This window comes from Terriglobales bacterium, assembly GCA_035624455.1.
Classification (GTDB): domain Bacteria; phylum Acidobacteriota; class Terriglobia; order Terriglobales; family Acidobacteriaceae; genus DASPRM01.
The window spans coordinates 81272-102588 of sequence record DASPRM010000012.1; the positions used below are offsets into that span (position 1 = coordinate 81272).

At 59.3% G+C, this 21317-nt stretch carries 20 protein-coding genes; 11 read left to right on the plus strand and 9 right to left on the minus strand.

From position 1 onward, the window contains the following. Positions 1-293: 293 nt before the first annotated feature. From VEG30_01380 to VEG30_01390, 3 genes are all read left to right on the plus strand, one after another. Positions 294-2228, plus strand: a complete 1935-nt coding sequence (locus VEG30_01380) for a glycoside hydrolase family 3 protein (protein ID HXZ78548.1) — start codon at positions 294-296, stop codon at positions 2226-2228. Then, entirely contained in the window at positions 2206-2844 is a 639-nt protein-coding gene (locus VEG30_01385; GenBank protein ID HXZ78549.1) for a hypothetical protein, read from the plus strand. Before VEG30_01380 ends, VEG30_01385 begins: the two co-directional genes overlap by 23 nt. Before the next feature lie 170 nt (positions 2845-3014). Then, positions 3015-3569 carry a hypothetical protein gene (locus VEG30_01390; GenBank protein ID HXZ78550.1) on the plus strand — a complete coding sequence of 185 codons (555 nt, stop codon included), beginning with the start codon at positions 3015-3017 and terminating at the stop codon, positions 3567-3569. A 58-nt stretch (positions 3570-3627) separates the two neighbouring features. Here VEG30_01390 and VEG30_01395 read toward each other — a convergent pair whose 3' ends face one another. The 6 genes from VEG30_01395 to VEG30_01420 all read right to left on the minus strand — a co-directional run bounded on the left by VEG30_01395 (position 3628) and on the right by VEG30_01420 (position 9046). Next, positions 3628-5091, minus strand: a complete 1464-nt coding sequence (locus VEG30_01395) for a 2-oxoacid:acceptor oxidoreductase family protein (protein ID HXZ78551.1) — start codon at positions 5089-5091, stop codon at positions 3628-3630. 29 nt (positions 5092-5120) lie between these two features. Next, a complete protein-coding gene (locus VEG30_01400; GenBank protein HXZ78552.1) occupies positions 5121-6170 on the minus strand; it encodes a 3-methyl-2-oxobutanoate dehydrogenase subunit VorB in 1050 nt (349 codons plus the stop codon). Then, positions 6154-6426, minus strand: coding sequence for a 4Fe-4S binding protein (locus VEG30_01405; GenBank protein ID HXZ78553.1), 273 nt, complete (start codon positions 6424-6426; stop codon positions 6154-6156). The genes VEG30_01400 and VEG30_01405 overlap by 17 nt, the downstream gene beginning before the upstream one ends. 2 nt (positions 6427-6428) lie before the next feature. Next, complete coding sequence (locus tag VEG30_01410) at positions 6429-7754, minus strand: acetyl-CoA hydrolase/transferase C-terminal domain-containing protein (protein HXZ78554.1); 1326 nt, start codon at positions 7752-7754, stop codon at positions 6429-6431. A gap of 29 nt (positions 7755-7783) precedes the next feature. Next, positions 7784-8260: a hypothetical protein gene (locus tag VEG30_01415; GenBank protein HXZ78555.1), complete on the minus strand. Its 477-nt coding sequence runs from the start codon at positions 8258-8260 to the stop codon at positions 7784-7786. A 243-nt stretch (positions 8261-8503) separates the two neighbouring features. Then, positions 8504-9046 carry a DinB family protein gene (locus VEG30_01420; GenBank protein HXZ78556.1) on the minus strand — a complete coding sequence of 181 codons (543 nt, stop codon included), beginning with the start codon at positions 9044-9046 and terminating at the stop codon, positions 8504-8506. Positions 9047-9237: 191 nt separating this feature from the next. On the opposite strand from VEG30_01420, the gene VEG30_01425 reads away from it, so the two are divergent. Further along, complete coding sequence (locus VEG30_01425) at positions 9238-11043, plus strand: ATP-dependent DNA ligase (protein HXZ78557.1); 1806 nt, start codon at positions 9238-9240, stop codon at positions 11041-11043. Positions 11044-11175: 132 nt separating this feature from the next. Here VEG30_01425 and rpmA read toward each other — a convergent pair whose 3' ends face one another. Together rpmA and rplU are read right to left on the minus strand one after the other, a co-directional pair. Continuing rightward, positions 11176-11445, minus strand: a complete 270-nt coding sequence (gene rpmA / locus VEG30_01430) for a 50S ribosomal protein L27 (protein HXZ78558.1) — start codon at positions 11443-11445, stop codon at positions 11176-11178. A gap of 32 nt (positions 11446-11477) precedes the next feature. Continuing rightward, on the minus strand, positions 11478-12038 hold the full coding sequence (gene rplU / locus VEG30_01435; GenBank protein ID HXZ78559.1) for a 50S ribosomal protein L21: 561 nt from the start codon (positions 12036-12038) through the stop codon (positions 11478-11480). Positions 12039-12554: 516 nt separating this feature from the next. Between rplU and VEG30_01440 the strand changes: the two genes are divergently transcribed. The 6 genes from VEG30_01440 (at position 12555) to VEG30_01465 (ending at position 19001) form a co-directional block, all read left to right on the plus strand. After that, positions 12555-13091, plus strand: coding sequence for a nuclear transport factor 2 family protein (locus VEG30_01440; GenBank protein HXZ78560.1), 537 nt, complete (start codon positions 12555-12557; stop codon positions 13089-13091). 196 nt (positions 13092-13287) lie between these two features. Then, a complete protein-coding gene (locus tag VEG30_01445; protein ID HXZ78561.1) occupies positions 13288-15588 on the plus strand; it encodes a serine/threonine-protein kinase in 2301 nt (766 codons plus the stop codon). Between the two features lie 91 nt (positions 15589-15679). After that, the gene (locus VEG30_01450) at positions 15680-16201 is read left to right on the plus strand and encodes a helix-turn-helix transcriptional regulator (protein ID HXZ78562.1); all 522 of its coding nucleotides are present in this window, start codon (positions 15680-15682) and stop codon (positions 16199-16201) included. After that, the gene (locus VEG30_01455; protein HXZ78563.1) at positions 16198-16824 is read left to right on the plus strand and encodes an NfeD family protein; all 627 of its coding nucleotides are present in this window, start codon (positions 16198-16200) and stop codon (positions 16822-16824) included. Before VEG30_01450 ends, VEG30_01455 begins: the two co-directional genes overlap by 4 nt. 32 nt (positions 16825-16856) lie before the next feature. After that, on the plus strand, positions 16857-18311 hold the full coding sequence (locus VEG30_01460) for an SPFH domain-containing protein (protein ID HXZ78564.1): 1455 nt from the start codon (positions 16857-16859) through the stop codon (positions 18309-18311). 24 nt (positions 18312-18335) lie between these two features. Next, the gene (locus VEG30_01465) at positions 18336-19001 is read left to right on the plus strand and encodes a PspA/IM30 family protein (protein ID HXZ78565.1); all 666 of its coding nucleotides are present in this window, start codon (positions 18336-18338) and stop codon (positions 18999-19001) included. A 30-nt stretch (positions 19002-19031) separates the two neighbouring features. Here VEG30_01465 and VEG30_01470 read toward each other — a convergent pair whose 3' ends face one another. Then, positions 19032-20150, minus strand: a complete 1119-nt coding sequence (locus tag VEG30_01470; GenBank protein ID HXZ78566.1) for a deoxyguanosinetriphosphate triphosphohydrolase — start codon at positions 20148-20150, stop codon at positions 19032-19034. Positions 20151-20515: 365 nt separating this feature from the next. Between VEG30_01470 and VEG30_01475 the strand changes: the two genes are divergently transcribed. After that, the gene (locus tag VEG30_01475; protein ID HXZ78567.1) at positions 20516-21199 is read left to right on the plus strand and encodes a DUF2306 domain-containing protein; all 684 of its coding nucleotides are present in this window, start codon (positions 20516-20518) and stop codon (positions 21197-21199) included. Positions 21200-21317: the final 118 nt, after the last annotated feature.

A 21317-nucleotide genomic window follows, 5' to 3' on the forward strand; every position in this document is an offset into this window, starting at 1 on the left:
GGAGAATCAGAAGCTATAAGCTATCTGGTAATCGGTTTTGAAAGGGCGCGGCTTCAGCCTTCCCGTCCAAAGCCGCATAAATCCTTGCCTTTAGCCTCTGAGGGAAACAGACGTTTACCCCTCAGTTCATTATGAGACACCTGGGGACTCCCGCTACGCTTGAACAGACTACCCTCAGCAATGCAATCCGCAGGGGTCAGCATGACGCCAAAGGGGAACCGCAGACCTCTGGCGGCCTGAGGTGATCTGCCGCAGATCCTGCAATTGCGCGCTGCTTTTGTTATCTTTCGACCATGCGCAAATTCCTAAAGCTTTCAGGGGCGCTGGTCCTGATCTATGCCTTGGCCGCTCCCAGCGGATTCGCCCGCAATAAGGAAAAGTTTCTCAAGCCCGCCCCCATTCAGGTAGATCGTGAGGGCGGGAAGTGGGCCGAAAAGACGCTCAAGAAACTCACGCTGGAAGAAAAAGTCGGGCAGCTGTTCATGATCTGGGCGCGGGTCACGTTCATGAATGTCGACGGACCCGACTACCTCAGGCTGCGCAACACCATGCGCAAATACCACATCGGCTCGTTCGCGGTGAGCGTTCCCGTAGATGGGCCATTCCTGCTGAAGAACGAGCCTTACGAGATGGCCATGCTGGTAAACCAACTGCAGCGGGATTCTCAGCTGCCGCTGATCATGGCGGCGGATTTCGAGCGTGGTGTTTCCATGCGGCTCAATGGCACGCCCGTCTTTCCCCATCCCATGGCCTTCGGTGCTGCGGGCAACCCTGATTACGTGGAAGCCTTCGGGCGCGCCACCGCGCAAGAGGCGCGGGCGCTCGGAATCCATTGGAATTTTTTCCCCATCGCCGACGTGAATTCCAATCCCCTGAACCCCATCATCAATACGCGCTCTTTCGGAGAAGACCCGCAGCAGGTGGGCGAACTGATTTCACGTTACATCAAGGGCGCGCATGAGGGCGGCATGCTTACCACCGCCAAGCATTTTCCCGGACACGGCGACACAGCCACCGACTCGCATCTGGGCGTTGCCAGCGTAAATGCTGACCTGCATCGCTTGCAGACGGTGGAATTGCCTCCTTTCAGGAAGGCAATCGAAGCAGGAGTGGACTCGGTCATGGTGGCTCACGTCACCGTGCCGGCAATTGAACCTGACAGCAACAAGGTAGCCACTACCTCCGAGAAAGTGATTACTGAACTGCTCAAGCAGCAACTCGGTTTCAAGGGCGTGGTGATCACCGATGCCATGGACATGAATGGCCTGATGCGGCTCTACTCCAGCAGCGGAAATTCCTCGGCCGGCGCGGCGGTGGCCGCGTTGAAGGCAGGCAACGACGTGTTGCTGATCCCCCAGGACCTGGATGGCGCTTACAAAGGAGTGCTGGCTGCCGTGCAACGTGGAGAGATTTCCCAGGCGCAGATCGATGCTTCGGTTCTCAAGATCCTACGGCTAAAGGCATCCCTGGGTTTGCATCACGCCAGGCTGGTGGATATCGACGAGATCGCCCACCAGGTGGACCGGCCGGAAAATGTCGCCCTGGGACAGAAGATCGCCGACTCGGCGGTCACTCTGGTTCGCGACGACGGGCAGGTCCTCCCTTTGAAACGAACCTCCTTTCCCGGAACCAACCTCCAGCGGAATCCGTATACCGTGACAGAGGAAACGACGGGCCGGGTGGTCGCGGTCATTTTCAGCGACGATCTCCGCATGGACTCCGGCCGCAGCTTCGAACGCGAGCTGCGCACGCGTATTCCTGAGGCGACCGTCTTCTACGTAGATCCGCGCATCGCCGCGGCGATGAGCCAGGAAGTGCTGGCTGCGGTTGCCAAAGCCGAAAACGTTATTGTTCCTGTGTATGTGATTCCCACGCCGGGAAAGACGGTGATGGCGGGCAACGAATTGAAGAATACCGTTTCGCTGGCGGATGCGACTGGCAATCTGCTGCATCGTGTCCTGGAAACGGCGGGACCGCGCACGGTGGTGGTCGCCATGGGGAACCCATATGTCGGCGCGGATTTTCCTGAGGTACAGAACTACGTGTGCACCTTTTCCAGCGCTTCGGTTTCAGAGGTGAGTGCGGTAAAGGCGCTGTTCGGAGAAATTCCCATTGGCGGGCACTTGCCGGTCACGATCCCCGACATCGCACGGCGTGGCGCGGGAATAATGCATGCTCAGGTAGTGCCAGGAGGGACAACTTCCAATGCCAAAGCTACGCTTCCGTAAGTTCTCGGAGAGCGCGATGCCAGCGCTCGTTCTCGCCGTTCTGGTTGCGGGTTTCACGCTCGCCGGCTGTACTGTCCGCAAGGAAGAGGACGGAAAGAAGGTCACGATCAACAGTCCCCTGGGCGAGCTCCGCGCAAATAAGCAGGACGGGGATAAGAAGGTCGACATCGACACGGTGGTCGGAAGCATTCATGTCGGAACGCAACCCAACGTGAGCGATACCGGACTGAGCCTCTATCCCGGGGCGCAACCCAAGCCAGCTGATGGCGACGATTCGCATCGAGCGAATGTAAACATCGGGTCCGCAAATTTCGGAGTGCGTGTGGTGGCGGCGGAATTTCAATCCAACGATGCTCCGGAGAAGATCATCGACTTTTACCGCAACGATTTGAAGCGCTATGGCAAGGTGCTGGAGTGCCCCAAAGGGGTCAAAGAAAATCACCGCCACGATCAGAAGGAGCTTGCCTGTTCCGACTCCGGCCGTGAACAGCCTGGAAAACTCGATCTGGCGGTGGGGGTGCCGGACCGTCAGCGCATCGTCTCTGTAAAACCTAAAGGGACGGGCACCGAGTTCGCGCTGGTTTATGTGCAGGTCCGCAACCGGGAGACAATGTAGAGGCGCGCCAAATAGTCTTCAACTTGCGCCGCCAGTACCGCTACTGTTACGTTGCTAGCCTAGTGGAAACCAACTGTCATCAATGCGGCGCTGTCCTGGAGGAAGGTACTGCCTTCTGTACCCGGTGCGGCGCTCCACAAATCAGGGTCTCTTCTTCTGAACCCGAAACCGTGCCAGCACCGGCTTCGACTCCGCTCACGCAGCCTTCTTCAGTCTCTCCGGCGCCCCCCTTAGGTGCGGGACCACTCAATTGGTCCGATGCCCTGCCGGGTGCGCTGATCGCAGGAGTTCTGATCGGACTCTCCTGGATTGTCCCCTTCTCGACTTTCTGTTTATGGATTCTGGCGGGTGGCGCCCTGGGTGTGGCGCTCTATCGCCGGCGAAATCCTGGGCAGGAGGTAACTGCCGGCATGGGCGCGAAGGTTGGAGCCGTGGCAGGCCTGTTCGCCTGGGTGATCTTTGCCGTCCTGACGGCTCTGCAGCTCCTGGTAACGCGCAAGACGGGACAGTTTCGCGACATGGTGCAAAAGGTGGTGGAGGAATCAGCGACGCGCAACGCGGATCCTCAGGTACAGCAGATGTTGCAGCGCCTGTTGTCCCCAGAAGGCTTGGCGACAATGGTCACGCTGGCCATGGTCATGTTCCTGTTTGCCTTCGTGATCTTTTCCGCGGTCGGCGGAGCACTGGGCGCGGCGTTGCTGGGCGGTAGAAAAAACAGCAACTAGGTGGAAAGCACCTGGTTTGACTGGGGGCTGATCGCCTCCTCAAGACCAGAAACACGCTTCAATACGCAAAACCATCAGGCTGGGAGACCGCGCCGACCCTTACCTGATCACAGATAAACTTCCTTCCCGCTTCCAGGGCCTTGCGATTGATCTCGACCAACCCGGGCTTTTTCACCATCCCCTCGAGAACCTCCAGCGCGCTCTCGAAGGGCAAACACTCAGTCTCCTCCAGCAGAGCTCCCATCATCACGGAATTGGTGACCTTGGCGCTTCCCAGACGGTCGGCGATTTCTGACGCAGGAATGCAGATTACCCGGGCCTGGGGGGGCGTGAAGTCAGGAGGCAGACTCTCGCGGTTGTAGAGAATGAGTCCGCCGGATGCGACCTGAGGCCCAAATTTGCGCAGCGAGACTTCATTCATGGCTACCAGGACATCCGGCTGGGAAGTAAGAGGAGAGCCAATACGCTGGTGCGATAGACAGACGTGGCAGTGCGCGCTGCCGCTTCGCATCTCCGGTCCATAGGAGGGAAGCCAGCTTACTTCCAGACCCTCGCGCATACCCATCTCGGCCAGGATAATTCCCGTCAGCAACACGCCCTGGCCACCAAAGCCTGCGACCTTGATCTTCCTGTCGCCCGCCTTTCCGCTGGCGCGTCGTGCCGGCTGCTGATCCGAGGCGGGCATCAACTCCAGCACTTCGGTAACGGATTTTTGCGGAACAGCGATTCTCGGCGAATCGGCACCTTCCCCCGCAGCGCGGTCGCGGTAGACCCCCGGCGGAAATACCGGGATCATTTTCTCTGCCACCCAGTGCTTGGCCTCGGCGGGATCCAGCTTCCAGATCGTTGGACAGGGAGAGAGAATTTCCACCAGAGTAAATCCCGCGCCCTTTTTCTGCAGTTCCAGCGCTTTGTGAACGGCTTTACGCGCCCGCATGATGTTCTTGGTGTCGGACAGCGCCACCCGTTCGATGTACACCGGTGCCTGGAGACTCGAGAGCAGCTCGCAGATGTGCAGAGGATAGCCCTCGTTATTAGGACGGCGTCCCCAGGGAGAAGTAGTGCTGGTCTGCCCGACCAGAGTCGTGGGAGCGAGTTGACCGCCGGTCATGCCGTAGGTTGCGTTGTTCACGAAAAACACAGTGATGTTTTCGCCGCGATTGGCAGCGTGGACAATTTCCGCCGTGCCGATTGCGGCCAGGTCGCCGTCTCCCTGGTAGGCAATCACGATTTTGTCCGGACAGGCGCGCTTGATGCCGGTGGCAGCCGCGGGCGCGCGTCCGTGAGCAACCTGAACATTGCCCACATCGAAATAGTAGTAGGCAAATACGGAACACCCGACCGGACTCACAAAGATGGTCTGATCCTGCAGCCCCAGCTCCTGAATGGCCTCTGCGATCAGCTTATGGACAACGCCGTGCCCGCAGCCTGGGCAATAGTGCGTCTGGTGCTGCAGCTCCGATTTGCGCTCATAGTGGTCATAGAAGACCGGTGACTTCGAATGCACAGTTTCGTATTCCAAGCTGCCCTCCTTGCTCGATGCCTGACAGCTCAAGCGTGTGCCAGGAGCTGCGCGTGCACCTCTTCTGCCAAGGGCGCGTTCCCTCCCGTACGTCCGTAGAACTCCACTGGCACTCGCCCGTTTACGGCCAGCTTCACATCCTCGACCATCTGTCCGTTGCTCATCTCGACCACATGAACCGAGCGGCAGCGCGATGCGATTTCCAGCAGCGGCTTGGACGGGAACGGCCACAACGAGATTGGCCGGAACAGCCCGACCCGCAGCCCCTCCGCCCGCGCCTGCTCGACGGCAGAACGCAACACCCGCGACACGATTCCGTATCCGACCAGAAGCAGTTCGGCATCCTCAGCGAGATAGGTTTCAAACCGGGGCTCTAACTGCTCCGCCAGGCGATACTTCGCCTGTAACTTGCGGACATGCCCTTCCAGCTCATCGGGGTCGAGATAGATCGAGCAGATCAGGTTCTTGCGCGTCTCTGCCGTTCCTTTCACCGCCCAGGGCTTCTCTGGAATGCTGATGCCTTCTGCTTCGAGGACTTGCAGGTCAAGCGGCTCCATCATCTGGCCCACAAAGCCATCGGCGAGCACCACCGCTGGATTGCGATAGCGATCCGCCAGTTCGAAGGCCAGCATGGTGAGGCTCGCCATCTCCTGCACGGAAGACGGAGCCAGAACCAGATTGCGGTAGTTGCCATGGCCTCCGCCCTTCACCATGGCGAAATAATCGCTCTGCTCGGGAGCGATATTTCCCAGGCCAGGACCGCCGCGCATGATATCCACAATCACGCAGGGCAGCTCTGATCCTGCCAGATAGGAGATCCCCTCCTGCATCAGGCTGACCCCCGGGCCGGAGGAAGCGGTCATGACACGCATGCCCGCCGCAGCCGCGCCATACACCATGTTGATGGCCGCGACTTCACTCTCCGCTTGCACAAAGGTGCCACCAATCTGGGGTAGGAAGAGGGCTGCGTATTCGGCGATCTCACTGGCGGGGGTTATGGGATATCCGTAGAAGGCGCGGCAACCGGCGAGCACTGCGCCCTTCACCACTGCGACGTTGCCCTTACACAACTGTCGCATAATCGACCTCCTCTTTGATGACAGCTCCTTTGGCAGGCGTAATCGCCTTGTACACGGTGATGGCCCCGGGTTCGGGACAGCAGTAGAAGCAGATTCCGCACCCGGTGCAGCCCTCGCCCAGATAAATCGCAGGATGGACGCCGTAGGAATTCAGCGTGGAAGAGAGGGCCAGCTTCCTGGGCGGGCAGGCATCGACGCACAGACCGCAACCCTTGCATTCGTTGACATCGATAGTGACGCTTCCCCGGGCTGCCATATTCACCTCGCGGCGAGCGCGTCTGCCCGCTGCAGCCAGCGAGTGCGCTCGCAATATTCGTAGAGTTCGTTGCGAAAATCGGGATGGGAGATCTGGATCAACGCCTCGGCGCGCTGGCGGATGGATTTTCCATGCAGGTCGGCAGTGCCGTATTCGGTCACGACGTAGTGAGTCAGGCCGCGGGAAGTAACGACGCCGGCGCCGGGGCTCAGCATGGGAACAATGCGTGAGATGCGCCCGCCTTTAGCCGTAGCGGGAAGTGCAATGATAGGTTTGCCGCCTTTGGACTTGGAGGATCCGCGCAGGAAATCGACCTGCCCGCCGATGCCGCTGTAAAAGCTCGCTCCAATGGAATCGGCGCACACCTGGCCGGTCAAATCGATCTGCAGGGCGGCATTGATGGCCACCATATTGTCATTGCGGGCGATTGTTACAGGGTCGTTGGTAAAAGAATTAGGACGAAACTCAAAAATAGGGTTGTTATCAGCGAAGTCAAAAAGCTCGCGCGTTCCCAAAAGGAAGCCCAATACGATCTTGCGCGGCAACAGCGTCTTCCTGCGCCCAGTGATTACACCCGCCTCGATCAGCGGGATCACGTTATCGCTGACCAGTTCGGTATGAATGCCCAAATCCTGGCGGTCTGTCAGAAAAGGAAGGACGGCATTGGGAATCCCGCCGATTCCCAGCTGCAACGTCGCCCCGTCGCCGATCAGGGCGGCGATGTTCTTGGCGATAGCGCGATGCAGATCCGTTATCTCTGGCTTAGGCAGCTCGCACAAAGGCCGGCTGCTCTCGACGAATGCGCTGATCTGACTGATATGCAGGAAGCTGTCGCCATAGGTGCGCGGCATGGCATCGTTGACCTGTGCGATCACGTGGCGGGCGCACCGGGTTGCAGTCATGGTGGTGTCCACGCCAACGCCCAGACTGCAGTACCCATGCGCGTCGGGCGGAGAAACCTGGATCAACGCTACATCCAGTGGCATGGTGCCGTTTTCAAACAACGACTCCACTTCGGCCAGGAACACCGGGGTGTAATCGGCTCGCCCGTCGTTGACTGCTTCCCGCACATTCTCGCCAATGAACATGGCGTTGTGCCGGAAATGCCCCTGCATCTGCGGCGCAACATAAGGCGCGGTTCCCAGCGTCAGCAGGTGGACAATCTCTACATCGCGCACAAAAGGTGCACGCTCCATGAGCGCCTCGACCAGAGTCTCGGGCTCGGCGCATCCCGGGTGGATGTACACCCGCATGCCCGATTCCACACAGCGCAAGGCATCATGGGCGCACATCAGTTTGTTCTTGTAGCTGAGCAACCAGTCAGACATGACACGGCCTTTCTTGCCCAAAAACCGAACTACTTTGTGTGAGCCAGTTCGTGATTCTTCACTTTCTCGTCAGCGCCAGCTTTCTCATATCCCACGGCGGCGTAGTAGATGGCCTTGTCGAAGAAGCCCTCGAGCATCTGCAACATTTCCAGCTCTCCAAACACTTCCACCGGCCGTTCCATCGTGTCTTCCTTCTTCAGGAAATCCCATAAGTGTTCGCGGGTGAGCACTATGGCGTACATCAGTTCGCTCAGCAGCACTCCCTGCTGCGCCCGGCGCATCCCAATCTGGACGTAGCGGCGCTCGATATCCCCCTCCGACTTGCCCAACAGCCACTCGCCAAGATGGTTGTAGATTTCAAATACCGCTGCCCGGAAGTCGTCCGACGGGACCCGGGTACGATAATCACGGCACTTTTCGCAGTTATGCAGCTTCTCCAGCAGCCCTTCCGATAATTGGGTGGAATGGGTCTCGATCAGACGAACGAGCCGATAGGCGAGCATCATGGCGCACCCCCTCCTGTTCTCCGCAAGCGCATGCCGGGGGCGGAACTCCTCCCCCCAAGCCTGCCCGTTAACACCTGATTGTCCAGCCGGAAAGGTGGGGAAACCGTGACCTATATCACCAAGGTCTGTGTCTAACGCACTCGCTGGTAACCCGCGCCCAAAGCGGGAATTGGAGGTCCTCTGCTTTGCCTGGAGACCGCTACCTGCCTGCGATCCGCCGCTTGCCCCTCACTTCACAAGCGATCAGGAGCTGTGGCCGGCGCACTGCAGCACCCCAAGAAAGGCGCTCCAGGGACCCACAGCCTGGCGGTATTGGTGGGCCATAATTCTTGAGATCTGGTGCAGGTGAGTTAAATCGTGAGCGGCCCAGGTCGCCAGCAACTGCGATAGGGTAACTGCTCCGAGAGCAGGATGCCGTCCACGACGGTTGAGATCCTCCGGCTGCAGATTCAACGCCCTCAGCGCCTCCAGATTCTCTGACCGCAGCCGGGCAAATTCATCCAATAGCTGCCCTAGTGACTTGCCCTTACTTTCTCGCATCTGGGCTAACCGATCAAAGGGCTCAAACGTCCGGGTCTCACCGAATTCCAGGATCATCCGCACCCGCGGCATCCAATCCGTGCGTTCCCCATGGATCAGGTGACCGACGACATCGTACGCGCTCCAGGTTTTATCGCCTTCATTACAAGAAATCCAGGGTTCTGGCAGATTACGTAAGAGTGCGTTAAGAGCAGCGGGCGTCCGAGCGAGAAGCGACATGGTGTGTTCCAGGTTTTGTTCCATCATGCTCCAAGTGATAGACGGGCATCGTTCCGAGATTCTGATTTTCTGCCTTGTGGCGCCGGAGAGTCAGAGCTCTGGAGGGGGCGTAACTTCACAGGTTGCGGAAAAACTGGCTTCTCAGAAAGACTGTCACGCACACTCTGGAAGCCCCACCTAAAACACCTCCTGCTGGTGAATAATGCAGTCTAAACCTAATGGGACCGCTTTCCACCATCTGCGAAGCAATCGCCGCTACCACCAAGAAGACGGAGAAGGTCCGCCTGCTCAGCGACTATTTCCGCTCCCGCAAGTTAGAGGAAGCTGCGATCTCCGCCGTGTTTCTCTCCGGACGCGCTTTTCCCACCTACGACGAAACCACGCTTCAGGTGGGCGGGAGCATGCTGTGGGAGGCCCTCCGCACGATCTCGCAAAAGAGCGAAAGCGAGATGACCGCAGCCTATCGCCGCCACGGCGATGCCGGCGCGGCCGCTTACGATCTTCTGGTGGACCTGGCGCCCGCGCAAACCAGTCTCAATGTCATCGAAGTGGTCCGCGAATTTCGGCAGATTGCGGAGACGCGCCGGGCTGCGGTCAAAGCAACGCTGCTTCGCCAGCTCCTTTCCCAGGCCAGCGCGTTGGAAGTGAAGTACCTGGTCAAGATCATCGCCGGCGATCTGCGTATCGGCCTGCGCGAAAGCCTGGTGGAAGAAGCCATCGCCAAGGCCTATGGGGCGGCGCTTCCCGAGGTGCAACGCGCCAACATGCTGCTGGGTGATATCGGGGAGACCCTCCGGTTGGCGGCAGAGGTCAAACTGAATCAGGCGCACTTGAGGCTGTTTCACCCCATCGGCTTCATGCTTGCCAGCCCGGCGGAAACCGCCGACGAGGCCTTCCAGTATTTCGAGCATGCAGTGGTGGAAGACAAATACGATGGCATTCGCGCGCAGGCCCACGTTTCCGATCACGTGCGGCTCTATTCGCGGACCCTGGGCGAGATCACGAATTCATTCCCCGAACTAAACCAGCCGCTGGCCAGCTTTCCCGATGGCTTGATTCTCGATGGCGAGGTTCTGGCCTGGCAAGCCGGCCCGGATGGAGGTCGACCGCTGCCCTTCTCGCAATTGCAGCAGCGGCTGGGACGCAAGAAGGTTTCCGCCGCCCTGATGCGCCAGGTCCCGGTCGCCTACGTTGTCTTCGATGTGCTTTACGCGGATGGGGAGCTGCTTATCGATCGTCCGCTTCGGGAGCGGGCACACGTTCTGGATCGTATCTTTGCCGAAGCGTGCCGTAATCCGCGTCTCCGGATCGGTATGCATTCGCGTGAAGCGCAGGGACAGTTGATGTTTGGATCCGAGGAAAATTCGCGGGGCGTGTCCGAGGACGACGTGATCGCGACCGCGCAGACGCAGGTACTTCGTGCTCCTGCGACTACCGCAGACTCCAGCGCGCATCTGGAAGAGCTCTTCGAGCAGGCCATGGAACGTGGCAACGAAGGCTTGATGATTAAGGACATCGAGTCCGCTTATACGCCGGGCCGGCGCGGCCGCTCCTGGCTGAAGCTGAAGCGCGAACTGGCGACGCTGGACGTGGTGGTGACCGCTGTTGAGTTCGGTCATGGCAAGCGGGCTGGCGTGCTCAGCGACTACACCTTCGCTGTGCGCGCGGCGGATGAGGACGACACTCTGCTCAACGTTGGCAAAGCTTATTCCGGATTGACCGATGCGGAGATCACCGGGCTAACGCAATGGTTCCTGGAGCACACAGTTCGCGATGAAGGATTCCGGCGGCAAGTCGAGCCGAAAATCGTGATCGAGGTGGCATTCAACGCCGTGATGGTCTCCGACCGCCACAACAGCGGCTACGCCTTGCGTTTTCCGCGCATCGTCCGCCTGCGTCCAGACAAGCGCCCGGAGGAAGTTGATACCTTGGATCGCGTGCGCGAGATCTACGAACGCCAGAAATTGAAGTATCCCGAAGCGGAAGACGTCGGGACCCAGAGAGAATCGGAGTCCTCTAAATGATTTTGGCGACTCACAAATGTCATCTTGACCGAGGATCGGGTCGGCTTGTGTAGAACAGGCAATCCCGCCTGTCCCCTTCGTCCGAGTCGAAAGATTTCGCGTTTTTCTTGCAACCGCGAAGCAGATGCCGGCTTACGACTTCGCCGTCTCCGCCGGCTCGATCATCACAAACTTGCCCGACGTGCCCTTGTCGATGAACTTCACCGTCCCCGTCACCTTCGCGAACAGCGTGTCGTCCTTGCCGCGGCCTACGTGCAGGCCGGGTTTGATGCGGGTACCGCGCTGACGAACGATGATGGAGCCGCCGGGAACCAGTTGTCCGCCGAAAACCTTGACGCCCAGCCGCTGCGCATTCGAATCGCGGCCGTTACGTGAGCTGCCTAATCCTTTTTTGTGTGCCATGACTTATTCCTGATCTCTGGTGTCGGTGCTGACTATTTCTTTTTTGCCTGCGAAGTTGGTTTGGCTGCCTTCTTCTTGGCCGCGCCTTTCTTGGCTGCGGAGCTTGCCCGCGCGGTGGGTGCAGCTTTCCTCTCGGCCTTCTCCACCGCTGCCTCTGTCTCGCCAGCATGAGCTGCCGCCTTGCGGCTTTTCTTTGACGCTGGCGCGGCTGCCGGCTCCGCGGCTCTCTTTGCCCCGGGAATGAAGTAGGGACGGGACCCGTCAAACGTAAACTTCTGCCCATCAACCGAGATCTCGGTGATCTCCACCGCGGTGAACGGCTGCCTGTGCCCCTGCAGCTTCTTGTACTGCTTCTTACGCTTGTAGTGGAAGACGAGAACTTTGTCGCCGCGGCCTTCGCCCAGCACCCGTCCCGTTACCAGCGTCTCTCCACTTGGCCGTCCCACCTCGCCTTCGCTGGCGGACACCGCCAACACGTCCTTGAACTGGACACTCTCTCCCTGACCCTCGCCGGAAGCCAGCTTTTCTACTCGAATTACATCTCCCGGGGCGACGCGATACTGCTTGCCCCCGGTGCGGATCACCGCATACATAATGCCTCCCACAACGCCGCATGACGGCGCAGCCCAAGCTGAATTAGAGCGCTTGCACTCCCCCGCTTGCCAGGACGGCAGCGGGATCCCCTGACGGGGTCTGGCAGTACAGGCAAACCCTGTGATTGTAACGTGCTCGAACGAGCAGCGTCAATTTTCAACACGCCCGACGCGCTTGACCTCACTGCTCAATCAAATTAGCCTCGGCTGGTTCTTGCGCAGTGAACAGTCTATTTCTCGATTAAAACCGCCAACCACAGTACAGCGCGCACTTCGAGAACGCTTTATGGATACAGAGAGACGCTCATCTCTTCCTGCGCGTGTCGTCACTGCCCCCGCCGTAACCGCACTGATTTTCTTCATGACGGTCCGCGTGCTTTTCGGACAAGGTCAAGCCGGCGGCAAATTTCAGGGTGGAAAACGGCTCCCTATTCAGTTTCCCACTTCCCACAGAACAGGTTGTAATCTAGGCCTGCGCGTCAATCTGCTCTATGTTCTAGGCGCAAAATAATTCTCATGCGAAACCACACCGTCGCGACGATTCTTACTGCTCTGGTTGTTGTCTCGGCAGGCTTCTGCTATGCGCAGCAGACGCCTCCGTCACTCCACCCTGCTCCCAGCACGCTCAAGCCGCCGAGCGTCAACCTCATGCAGGAAATACTTGCCGCCTGGTCGACCATGGATCCGGCTAACGCTGCGCCCTACTACGATCAGTCGTCAAACAATGTCTTCTTTGACATCCTGCCCATGAAATACAGCGGCTTCGCCAACTATGCCAAGGGCGCGGCCGATGTGCTGGCCGGCTTTCGCAGCCTGACATTCACTCTCGGTAATGACGCGCAGGTTCATCTCCACGGCAGTCTGGCCTGGGCGACCGCCACCTGGGGCCTCACTGGAACGCTGAAGACTGGCAACAAGGCTGCCATGGACGGGCGCTGGACCGTAGTCTGGGAAAAGAAGGGCGACCGCTGGCTGATCGTGCACGAGCACGTCTCCGTGCCCTCTCCACCACTTCCCTCCGGCGACGTGAACACCGGCAAGCCGGGCATGTAGTTATCCGTTTCGAACGCCTTTCGCCGACCCAAAGGTGCTGTTACCTTGGTGCCCTCCTCTGGTCATCCCATCACGACTACACTTTGGGCCGAGGGTTACACGAAAAAGGCCGGGGCGCAGTGTATTTACCACCGAGTAACTGCACTGCAGCCACCCTTGCGGCCTTAGGCGGTCGCGGTTTGTCGGAAGGTAGTTGATGAACGGTCGGAAAATCGGGCGATACGAGGTCACCGGAGAGCTGGGCAAGGGCGCCATGGGCGTCGTGTATCGGGCGGTCGATCCCAACATCGGACGCACCGTGGCGCTCAAGACCATGCGGGTCGACGTGCACGGCGCCGAAGCCGAAGAAATGCTTCGCCGCTTCCGCAACGAAGCTCGCTCAGCGGGCGTGCTCAGCCATCCCAATGTAGTGGTCATCTACGACGCCGGCGAAGACAACGGAATCTTCTACATCGCCATGGAGTACATCGAAGGCACCACACTGGCGGCCATGTTGAACCAGCGCCGCGTGCTGCCTATCGATCGCGTGGTGGATATCGGCAGCCAGATCTGCATGGGACTGGATTACGCGCATTCGCGCGGCGTAGTGCATCGTGACGTCAAGCCGAGCAATGTGATGATCATGCCCGATGGCACCGGGAAGATCATGGATTTTGGCATCGCCAAGGCCGGCGCCGGGCTCACCCATACCGGCGAGATCCTGGGCACGCCCAATTACATGTCGCCGGAACAGGTGCGTGGGCGGATGATCGATGGTCGCAGCGACCTGTTCTCGGCCGGCGTCATTCTTTACGAGATGGTCACCGGCGAGAAGCCGTTCGACGGACAGAGTATTACCACCGTCGTTTACAAGATCGTTAACGAGACGCCGATTCCGCCTCGGGAATTAGATGTGACGATTCATCCGGCATTGAGTGCGGTGATCCAGAAGGCGCTCTCGAAGCAGCCGGACGACCGCTATCAGACCGGCGCGGAACTGGCGCGCGCTCTGAAGAACTACAAGAATTCTGGTCTCGCGGCTGACGGCACCGTGCAGGTTCCCGCCGCCATGGCCGAGCATGCCAACTCGCATACGCAGCTGGCGTCGGCTCTACCTGCCGCCGGTGTGACTGCCCTGGGCATGACCGCGCGCGAAGCTGGGTCTGTCGGGGTGAAGGCGCCTGCGCTTGACGTTCCAATCGGGATAAACCCGCCCGCACCGCCGTCAGCGCGAAAGACAATCGTGTCAGCTCAGCCGGCCATGCCGCTGACCCAGGTCTTCGACAGCCAGTCGCTGGTGACGGCAACCCAACTGGCGCAGGAAGATACCGTACGCATCCAGATCCCCGCGTACACCCGACATTCCATAGATAATTCTGAGCCCGAGCCCAAGAAGGGTTCGAAGGTTTTTACTGTGGTTTTCACGCTGGTGGCACTGGGCTTGGGCCTTGCCGGTCTGAAGCAACTCAATCTCAAGCATCAGCGGCAAGCGCGTGAAAAAGAAGTCTCCGCTATTACAGTCCCTCAAGTGGAGGAACCTGCGAATGTCACTACGCCTGCGCCGGAAATGGCGCCAGTAACCGCTCCCGTGGCGGATGTGCCGCCAGCGGTTATCCCCGGCACTCGCGAACTCGAAAAGACCAAGCAGGATGCAGTCAAGTTACAGGCCGAAGCAAGCCGGCCCGAGGCGGCGGACAAGCCGCAAATCGCGGTTAAGGAAACCCCGCCGCCTCCGCCGGTGACTACCGGCGAACTCCACCTGACTTCGACTCCCACAGGTGCACAGGTCGAGATCGACGGACATAGCCAGGCGAAGTGGATCACGCCATTCCTTACGCCGCCGCTCAAAGCTGGTCATCACAGCCTGGTGTTCACACTGAATGGATACAAACCAGCAGAGCAAAAGGTGGAGGTGGTCGCGGGAAAGAAAACCACGGTGGATGCTACCCTGGAGCAGCTCAAAGCTTCTTTTATTATCGATAGCAGTCCACAGGGGGCCTGGATCGTGCTGGATGGCTCTCCCACCGCGCAGACGACGCCAGCACAACTCACGGTGGATCCTGGCCAGCACCGCATCGTTCTCCTGAAAGGGGGTTTTAAACGCGCTGAAACTCTGGCGGATGCTGGTCCGGGCCAGACTCTGAATTTCTCTACCCCGCTTCACCCTCAGAACGAAGGCGCACCCCAAACACAGCCGCAATCCGCCCAGCAAGGCAAAGTGATGAACACCCAGGCGCCCGCTGCCGGTCTTGCTTTCTGGAAGCAGTTCTATGCCATCAACGGCCTGGCGCCCACCCCTGAAACCATGGGCATGGTGCAGCTGCGCACGCGTCCCCAGGGCGCAAGCATCGCTGTAAATGGAATGGTCCTGCCGCGACGCACCCCCTTCCGCTTTCCACTCAATCCCGGTAGCTACCGTGTAACTCTACAGGCCGATGGCTATAAGCCGGCAACGCGCACCGTCGAGGTCCAGAAGGGCCAGACCGCTACGCTAGACGAACTGCTCGAACCCCAGTAGAGTCTCCGCCCTGCCAAATCATTGATTCCCCTCCTGATCGAGTTCTTGACATAATTGCAATTTGTGATATTAATATCGCAATCAGAAATAAATGAGACTAGGCGAAAAGCTACGCTACTTGCGGGAAGTGGAGGGTGTCCTCCGCGGATTGGGTCGGGAAATGACGCAACAGGAACTTGCTGGCGCGATGCAGAAGGAAATGGGCCGCAGCCTGAGCCAATCCTACCTTTCGCAGATCGAGAGCGGCTCACGTCCGCACCTCACTAACTCTTCCCGAATGCTGCTGGCCAGGTTTTTCAAGGTGCATCCCGGATACCTGGTGGATGACCCCGAGGGATTTCATACCGAACTTCTTTCCGACCTACGGATCATGGAAGATACGCTCGATTTGTGGCTGATCAACGGTGCGGAACGCTTCCGGCGTGATCCTGAGGTCAGCAAGGCACTGCTGGAATTGGCCAAGCACGAAGACTCGCGGCGTTGCCTGATGCTGCTGGGCGCGATTCTAGAAACTCCTCATCTCGTGGATCGGCTGCTGGAAGTCCTGAAACCTTCGCTGGTTAATGCTGGCGGGCACTCGCAGGCGCGACATCCCCAGGAGGAATGGCGATGACGCTCACCGATTTCTACTTGCTGTGTTTCATCGTGGGTTTCGTGCTGAGCTTGCTCTCGTTTCTTGGCGGCGGTGCGCGGCCGCATTTTCACTTCTCTGGCAAGCTTCACTTGCCGCATATCGGTCGCGCCGGAGGGCACGTCACGGGAGGCACGCCGCACAGCGAATCGAGCATGCCTTTGTTCAACTTCAGCACCCTTGTCGTCTTCCTGACCTGGTTTGGCGGCGTCGGTTATCTGCTAACGAAATATTCCACGCTATGGACATTGGCGGTGCTGGCGCTGGCAGCTCTGAGCGGAGTGGGCGGGGCGGCATTTGTCTTCCTGCTTGTTGCGAAGCTGCTCCTGGCTCACGAACAGGAACTAGACCCTGCGGACTACGACATGGTGGGAGTGATCGGCACCATTACCAATCCCATCCGCGCGGGCGGAACCGGCGAGATCGTCTATTCGCAGCAGGGGACAAGACGCAGTACCGGTGCGCGCAGTGAGGATGGGGCTGCGTTGCCGCGTGGCACCGAGGTAGTGGTGACCCGCTACGAGAAAGGAATTGCTTACGTCCGCCGCTGGGAGGAGTTGGCGGGCACGGAGATGGGCTCGCAATCGGAGCCCGTCCAGAAATAACTGGGAAGGCCAACGAAGTCGTAAGGAGGCGTATGAATCTCCATGTCGCACCCGAAGTTTGGATCATTGCTGCACTTCTCATCCTTGGTGTCCTCTTCCTGTTGGGGATGTTCGCCAGGCTCTACCGCAAAGCGGGACCGCACGAAGCCCTGGTGGTTTACGGCTTCCGCGGTACTCGCGTGGTGAAGGGACGCGGGACGGTGATCTTTCCCATGGTCGAAACCTGTCACGAGCTCTCGCTCGAACTGATGTCGTTCGACGTAGCTCCTCAGCAGGACCTTTACACCAAGCAGGGTGTTGCGGTCACTGTGGAAGCGGTGGCGCAGATCAAGGTGAAGTCAGATCCGGAATCGATTCTTACCGCATCCGAGCAATTCCTCACCAAGCCTGACAACGAGCGCGAAGGGCTGATTCGTCTGGTAATGGAAGGCCACCTGCGCGGCATCATCGGGCAGCTCACGGTGGAAGAAATCGTGAAGCAACCCGAGATGGTCGGGGACCGCATGCGCTCCACCTGCGCCGATGACATGAGCAAGATGGGACTGGAAGTGATTTCATTCACCATCAAGGAAGTAAGGGATAAGAACGAATACATCAGCAACATGGGGCGGCCAGACGTGGCGCGCATCAAGCGCGACGCCGACGTAGCCACGGTTGAGGCGGAGCGCGATACCGCGATCAAGCGGGCGCTCGCGCAGCGCGAAGCCGCGATCGCCAAGGCACAGGCGGATCAGGAGCGCGTCGCCGCCGAAACTCTCTCCCTTGCAAAGCAAGCCGAAGCGCAGCGCGATCTCGACGTCAAGAAGGCCAGCTACCAGGAGTTGATCAAGAAGCAGCAGGCGCAGGCGGACAAAGCCTATGAGATCCAGACCAATGTCATGCAGCAGCAGGTGGTGGTTGAGGCGGTGAAGGTGCAGCAGGCCGAGAAAGAGCAGCAGATCAAAGTTCAGGAAGCCGAGATCCTGCGCCGCGAGAAAGAACTGATCGCGACCGTGCTGAAGCAGGCCGAGATCGAGCGCCAGAGGATCGAAACTCTGGCCAATGCCGAGCGGCAGCGCTTGATGTCGGAAGCCGAAGGCAAAGCCGCTTCCATCCGGCAGCAGGGCGAAGCCGAGGCCGACATCATCTTCAAGAAGGGCGAAGCGGAAGCCAAAGCCATGAACGTCAAGGCGGAGGCCTATCAGGAGTACAACCAGGCAGCCGTTGTCGACAAACTGATCACCGGCTTGCCCGACGTAGTTCGTGCTCTGGCAAGCCCACTGAGCCAGGTAGACAAGATCACGATCGTTTCTACCGGCAACGGCGACGCCGCCGGCGCCAACAAGGTTACCGGCGATATCGCCAAGATGGCGGCGCAGGTACCGGCGTTGTTCGAAGCACTCTCCGGGATGCAGGTGAGCGATCTCTTATCCAAGGTGCGGCTGATCGGCGACAAGGCCGAGAAGCCTGCCTCCAACAAATCTCAAGGCAAGGACGGAGCGCAGTAATTCTGCTGCGGAAGGAGTCATACCATGGCGTTACTGGAACGAGTTGCCACCCTGGTGCGGGCGAATCTCAACGACCTGATCGACAAGGCCGAGAATCCTGAGAAGCTGCTCAAACAGGTGATTCTCGACATGGAAAACCAGTTCATGCAGGTGAAAACGCAGGTGGCGATTGCCATCGCCGATCTGCATCTGCTGGAGAAAAAGAAGAACGAGAACCAGGACAAAGAGGGCGAGTGGATGCACAAGGCCGAGCTGGCCGTGGACAAGAAACAGGATGACCTGGCGCGCGCCGCTCTCGAACGGTCGATGGCCTACAAGCAGTTTGCGGAAAGCTTCGACCAGCAGATCGCTGATCAGAAAGTACAGGCGGAGGCCTTAAAAACTGCCTTGCGCCAACTGGAACAGAAGCTGGCGGAAGCGCGCGCCAAGAGTGACCTGCTGATTGCCCAGCACCGTCGTTCGCGGGCTGTAGGGAAGGCAAGTGACGCCCGCATGGCCATCAACGACAAGAGTAAAGGCACTGCATTTGCCCGCATGGAGAGCAAGGTGCGCCAGGCAGAAGCCATCGGACAGGCAAAGGCCGAAATCGCTGGCGCCGACGTGGATGAGCGGCTGTCCGCCCTCGAGCGAGATGAGCATATCGATCGCCTGCTCGCCGAATTGAAGGCGCGGCGTTCGCTGGGAGCGTGAGCTGCGAGGTGCGAGTGAACCCGCGCGCGCTCAGCTCTTCCCGCAGAAGCGTGCGTACTGATCAAGGATAAAGTTATCCGTCATGCCGGCGATGTAGTCGCAGATCACGCGCGCGAGATCCTCACCGCGAGCCTTTTGCTGATAGCTTGGAGGAAGCTCGCCGGGATGGCGCATCCAGTATTCGAATAATTCCCGGATCACCACCTCGGCGTTGGCCTTTTCGGGCTGCAGTTCGGGACTGTAGTAAAGGTTGGCATATAGAAATTGCTTCGCCGCGCCGCGTTCCGCGTCCACTTCCGGGCTGAACGCTGCCAGACGCTCGGGGAATTTGCGCACCTCATCGAGACGTCTCACGCCAGCGGCGGCAATGCGCGCCTCGGTATTGCGAATCAGGTCGCTGACCATGCGATCGAACACCCGCCGCAGGGCTTCATTCAGCTTGAGCTTCTCCAGCGCATTCGGATACTGGCCCTCGGCTTCACCATAGAAGCGATCAACGACCGGCACGCCTTCACGCATGCAGCGCACGTTGAGAATCCCGGCTTCATAGCCATCGTCGAGGTCGGCGGTGTTGTAGGCGATCTCGTCGGTGAGGTCGATCAGTTGAGCTTCGATTGGCGGCCGCTGGTCGAGGAGATACTCGGCGAGCTCGGGAAAGCGCGCGGCGGAGTAGTCGCGTGAGTGCTTGACGATGCCTTCCCTTACTTCGAAGGTGAGGTTCAGGCCACGAAAGGCGGCGTAGCGCAGTTCGAAATCCTCCACGATGCGCAGCGCATGCAGGTTGTGATCAAAGAAGCCGCCGTGGACGCGCATGACTTCGTCCAGCGCCTTCTCGCCGGCGTGGCCGAAGGGGGGATGGCCGATGTCGTGAGCCAGCGCCAGCGCTTCCACCAGGTCCACATTCAAGCGGAGTCGCGCGGCGATGGTGCGCGAAACTTGCGCCACCTCGAGGGTGTGGGTCAAGCGGTTGCGGAAGTGATCGGAGACCCGCCCGGTGAAAACCTGTGTCTTGTTTTCCAGGCGGCGGAAGGCGCGGGCGTGGATGATGCGGTCGCGGTCGCGCTGGAAGTCATTGCGGTACGGGTGGGGCGGCTCGGGATAGCGGCGGCCGCGGGAATCCTCCACCCGCACCGCGTACTCGGCGAGCATGTCTCAGTCTAGCACTGGGTATCCCAAATTCTTGTATGCGATTCAGCTGAACGGGGCCCGCCACAAGCCAGCCCTGCAAGGGGCGGAACAGCATGGCCCGGGGCGTCAGCCACGAGAAAAGTGAAAACAGGATCACGAGCGCCCTTAGGCACGACATAGTTCTCACGCACACCTCTTTAGGCCCCTGAGGCGATCTGTCGCTCCCAAAGTGACTTCCGCAATCTGTAATGTCGTAACCCTCCAAAAAGCAAAACTCCCGTGGGCGGTTTGATTTGCTGTCCTTGTCCTCCCCGGTGCGGTATAGTTCAAACCTAAAGGCCCCGGCCAGTTCGACATACTCCCCAATCACAATTCAGGATCACACCATGGCGACCATTTCTGTGCCGCTCGAACGTGCAGTGCGGTTCCGCTGGAAGAGCGTTGTATTCACCCTCATCGCATTGATGATGGTTTATGTGTTGTTTCACAATGAGCGATTCCTCATCGATTCCAAGGACCCGGTCTGGAATCACTATCACCCGTTCAAGTGGTGGCTCTTGCCCCACGGTCTGGCAGGAGCGTGCGCCCTGCTGCTGGGCCCCATGCAATTCTCTGATCGGCTAAGGCAGCGCTTCATTGGGCTGCATCGGGTGATTGGCCGCATCTACGTGGCAGGGGCGCTGATCGCGGCGCCGCTCGGTTTCTACATCCAGTACTTTGAGGAGCGCATGGGAGAGCCACGCTCCTTCAGCGTGGCGGCTGCCGTGGACGCCATTCTCTGGGGGACTACTACCGCTATCGCCCTCTCCTTTGCGCTTCGCCGCAAAATTCAGCTGCACCGCCAGTGGATGACGCGCAGCTACGCCGTCGCCATCGTGTTCCTCGAAGTGCGGGTAATCCTTGGCCTGACGGGATGGGAAAAGCTGGGCACAGCTGCGGCTGAAACCGTGGTCTGGGTCTGCGTGGCGTGTGCGATTCCGCTCGCCGACATCGTTCTGCAGTGGCAAGACTTTCGGCGAAGCCGCGCTTTGGAGACCAAGGGCCGTTTGACTGCAGTAGCTAAGACTTAATCGAGAATCTCTCCCAGGAAAGATAAGAAGCCCGTAGCTCTGCCGGCACGGGTCTGCATTTCCCACATCGGGCAGTAGTCACAAGAAACTGTGATTTGTGTAACAGCGCGGAATAAAT

Bases quoted from the DNA above. Each gene is read 5' to 3' on its own strand.
- VEG30_01410 (HXZ78554.1), bottom strand. From the start codon at position 7,754: ATGTCTGACTGGTTGCTCAGCTACAAGAACAAACTGATGTGCGCCCAT.
- VEG30_01465 (HXZ78565.1), top strand. From the start codon at position 18,336: ATGGCGTTACTGGAACGAGTTGCCACCCTGGTGCGGGCGAATCTCAAC.
- rplU (HXZ78559.1), bottom strand. From the start codon at position 12,038: ATGTATGCGGTGATCCGCACCGGGGGCAAGCAGTATCGCGTCGCCCCG.
- VEG30_01380 (HXZ78548.1), top strand. From the start codon at position 294: ATGCGCAAATTCCTAAAGCTTTCAGGGGCGCTGGTCCTGATCTATGCC.
- VEG30_01445 (HXZ78561.1), top strand. From the start codon at position 13,288: ATGAACGGTCGGAAAATCGGGCGATACGAGGTCACCGGAGAGCTGGGC.
- VEG30_01440 (HXZ78560.1), top strand. From the start codon at position 12,555: ATGCGAAACCACACCGTCGCGACGATTCTTACTGCTCTGGTTGTTGTC.
- VEG30_01420 (HXZ78556.1), bottom strand. From the start codon at position 9,046: ATGATGGAACAAAACCTGGAACACACCATGTCGCTTCTCGCTCGGACG.
- VEG30_01425 (HXZ78557.1), top strand. From the start codon at position 9,238: ATGGGACCGCTTTCCACCATCTGCGAAGCAATCGCCGCTACCACCAAG.
- VEG30_01475 (HXZ78567.1), top strand. From the start codon at position 20,516: ATGGCGACCATTTCTGTGCCGCTCGAACGTGCAGTGCGGTTCCGCTGG.
- VEG30_01400 (HXZ78552.1), bottom strand. From the start codon at position 6,170: ATGCGACAGTTGTGTAAGGGCAACGTCGCAGTGGTGAAGGGCGCAGTG.
- rpmA (HXZ78558.1), bottom strand. From the start codon at position 11,445: ATGGCACACAAAAAAGGATTAGGCAGCTCACGTAACGGCCGCGATTCG.
- VEG30_01470 (HXZ78566.1), bottom strand. From the start codon at position 20,150: ATGCTCGCCGAGTACGCGGTGCGGGTGGAGGATTCCCGCGGCCGCCGC.
- VEG30_01460 (HXZ78564.1), top strand. From the start codon at position 16,857: ATGAATCTCCATGTCGCACCCGAAGTTTGGATCATTGCTGCACTTCTC.
- VEG30_01455 (HXZ78563.1), top strand. From the start codon at position 16,198: ATGACGCTCACCGATTTCTACTTGCTGTGTTTCATCGTGGGTTTCGTG.
- VEG30_01450 (HXZ78562.1), top strand. From the start codon at position 15,680: ATGAGACTAGGCGAAAAGCTACGCTACTTGCGGGAAGTGGAGGGTGTC.
- VEG30_01415 (HXZ78555.1), bottom strand. From the start codon at position 8,260: ATGATGCTCGCCTATCGGCTCGTTCGTCTGATCGAGACCCATTCCACC.
- VEG30_01385 (HXZ78549.1), top strand. From the start codon at position 2,206: ATGCCAAAGCTACGCTTCCGTAAGTTCTCGGAGAGCGCGATGCCAGCG.
- VEG30_01405 (HXZ78553.1), bottom strand. From the start codon at position 6,426: ATGGCAGCCCGGGGAAGCGTCACTATCGATGTCAACGAATGCAAGGGT.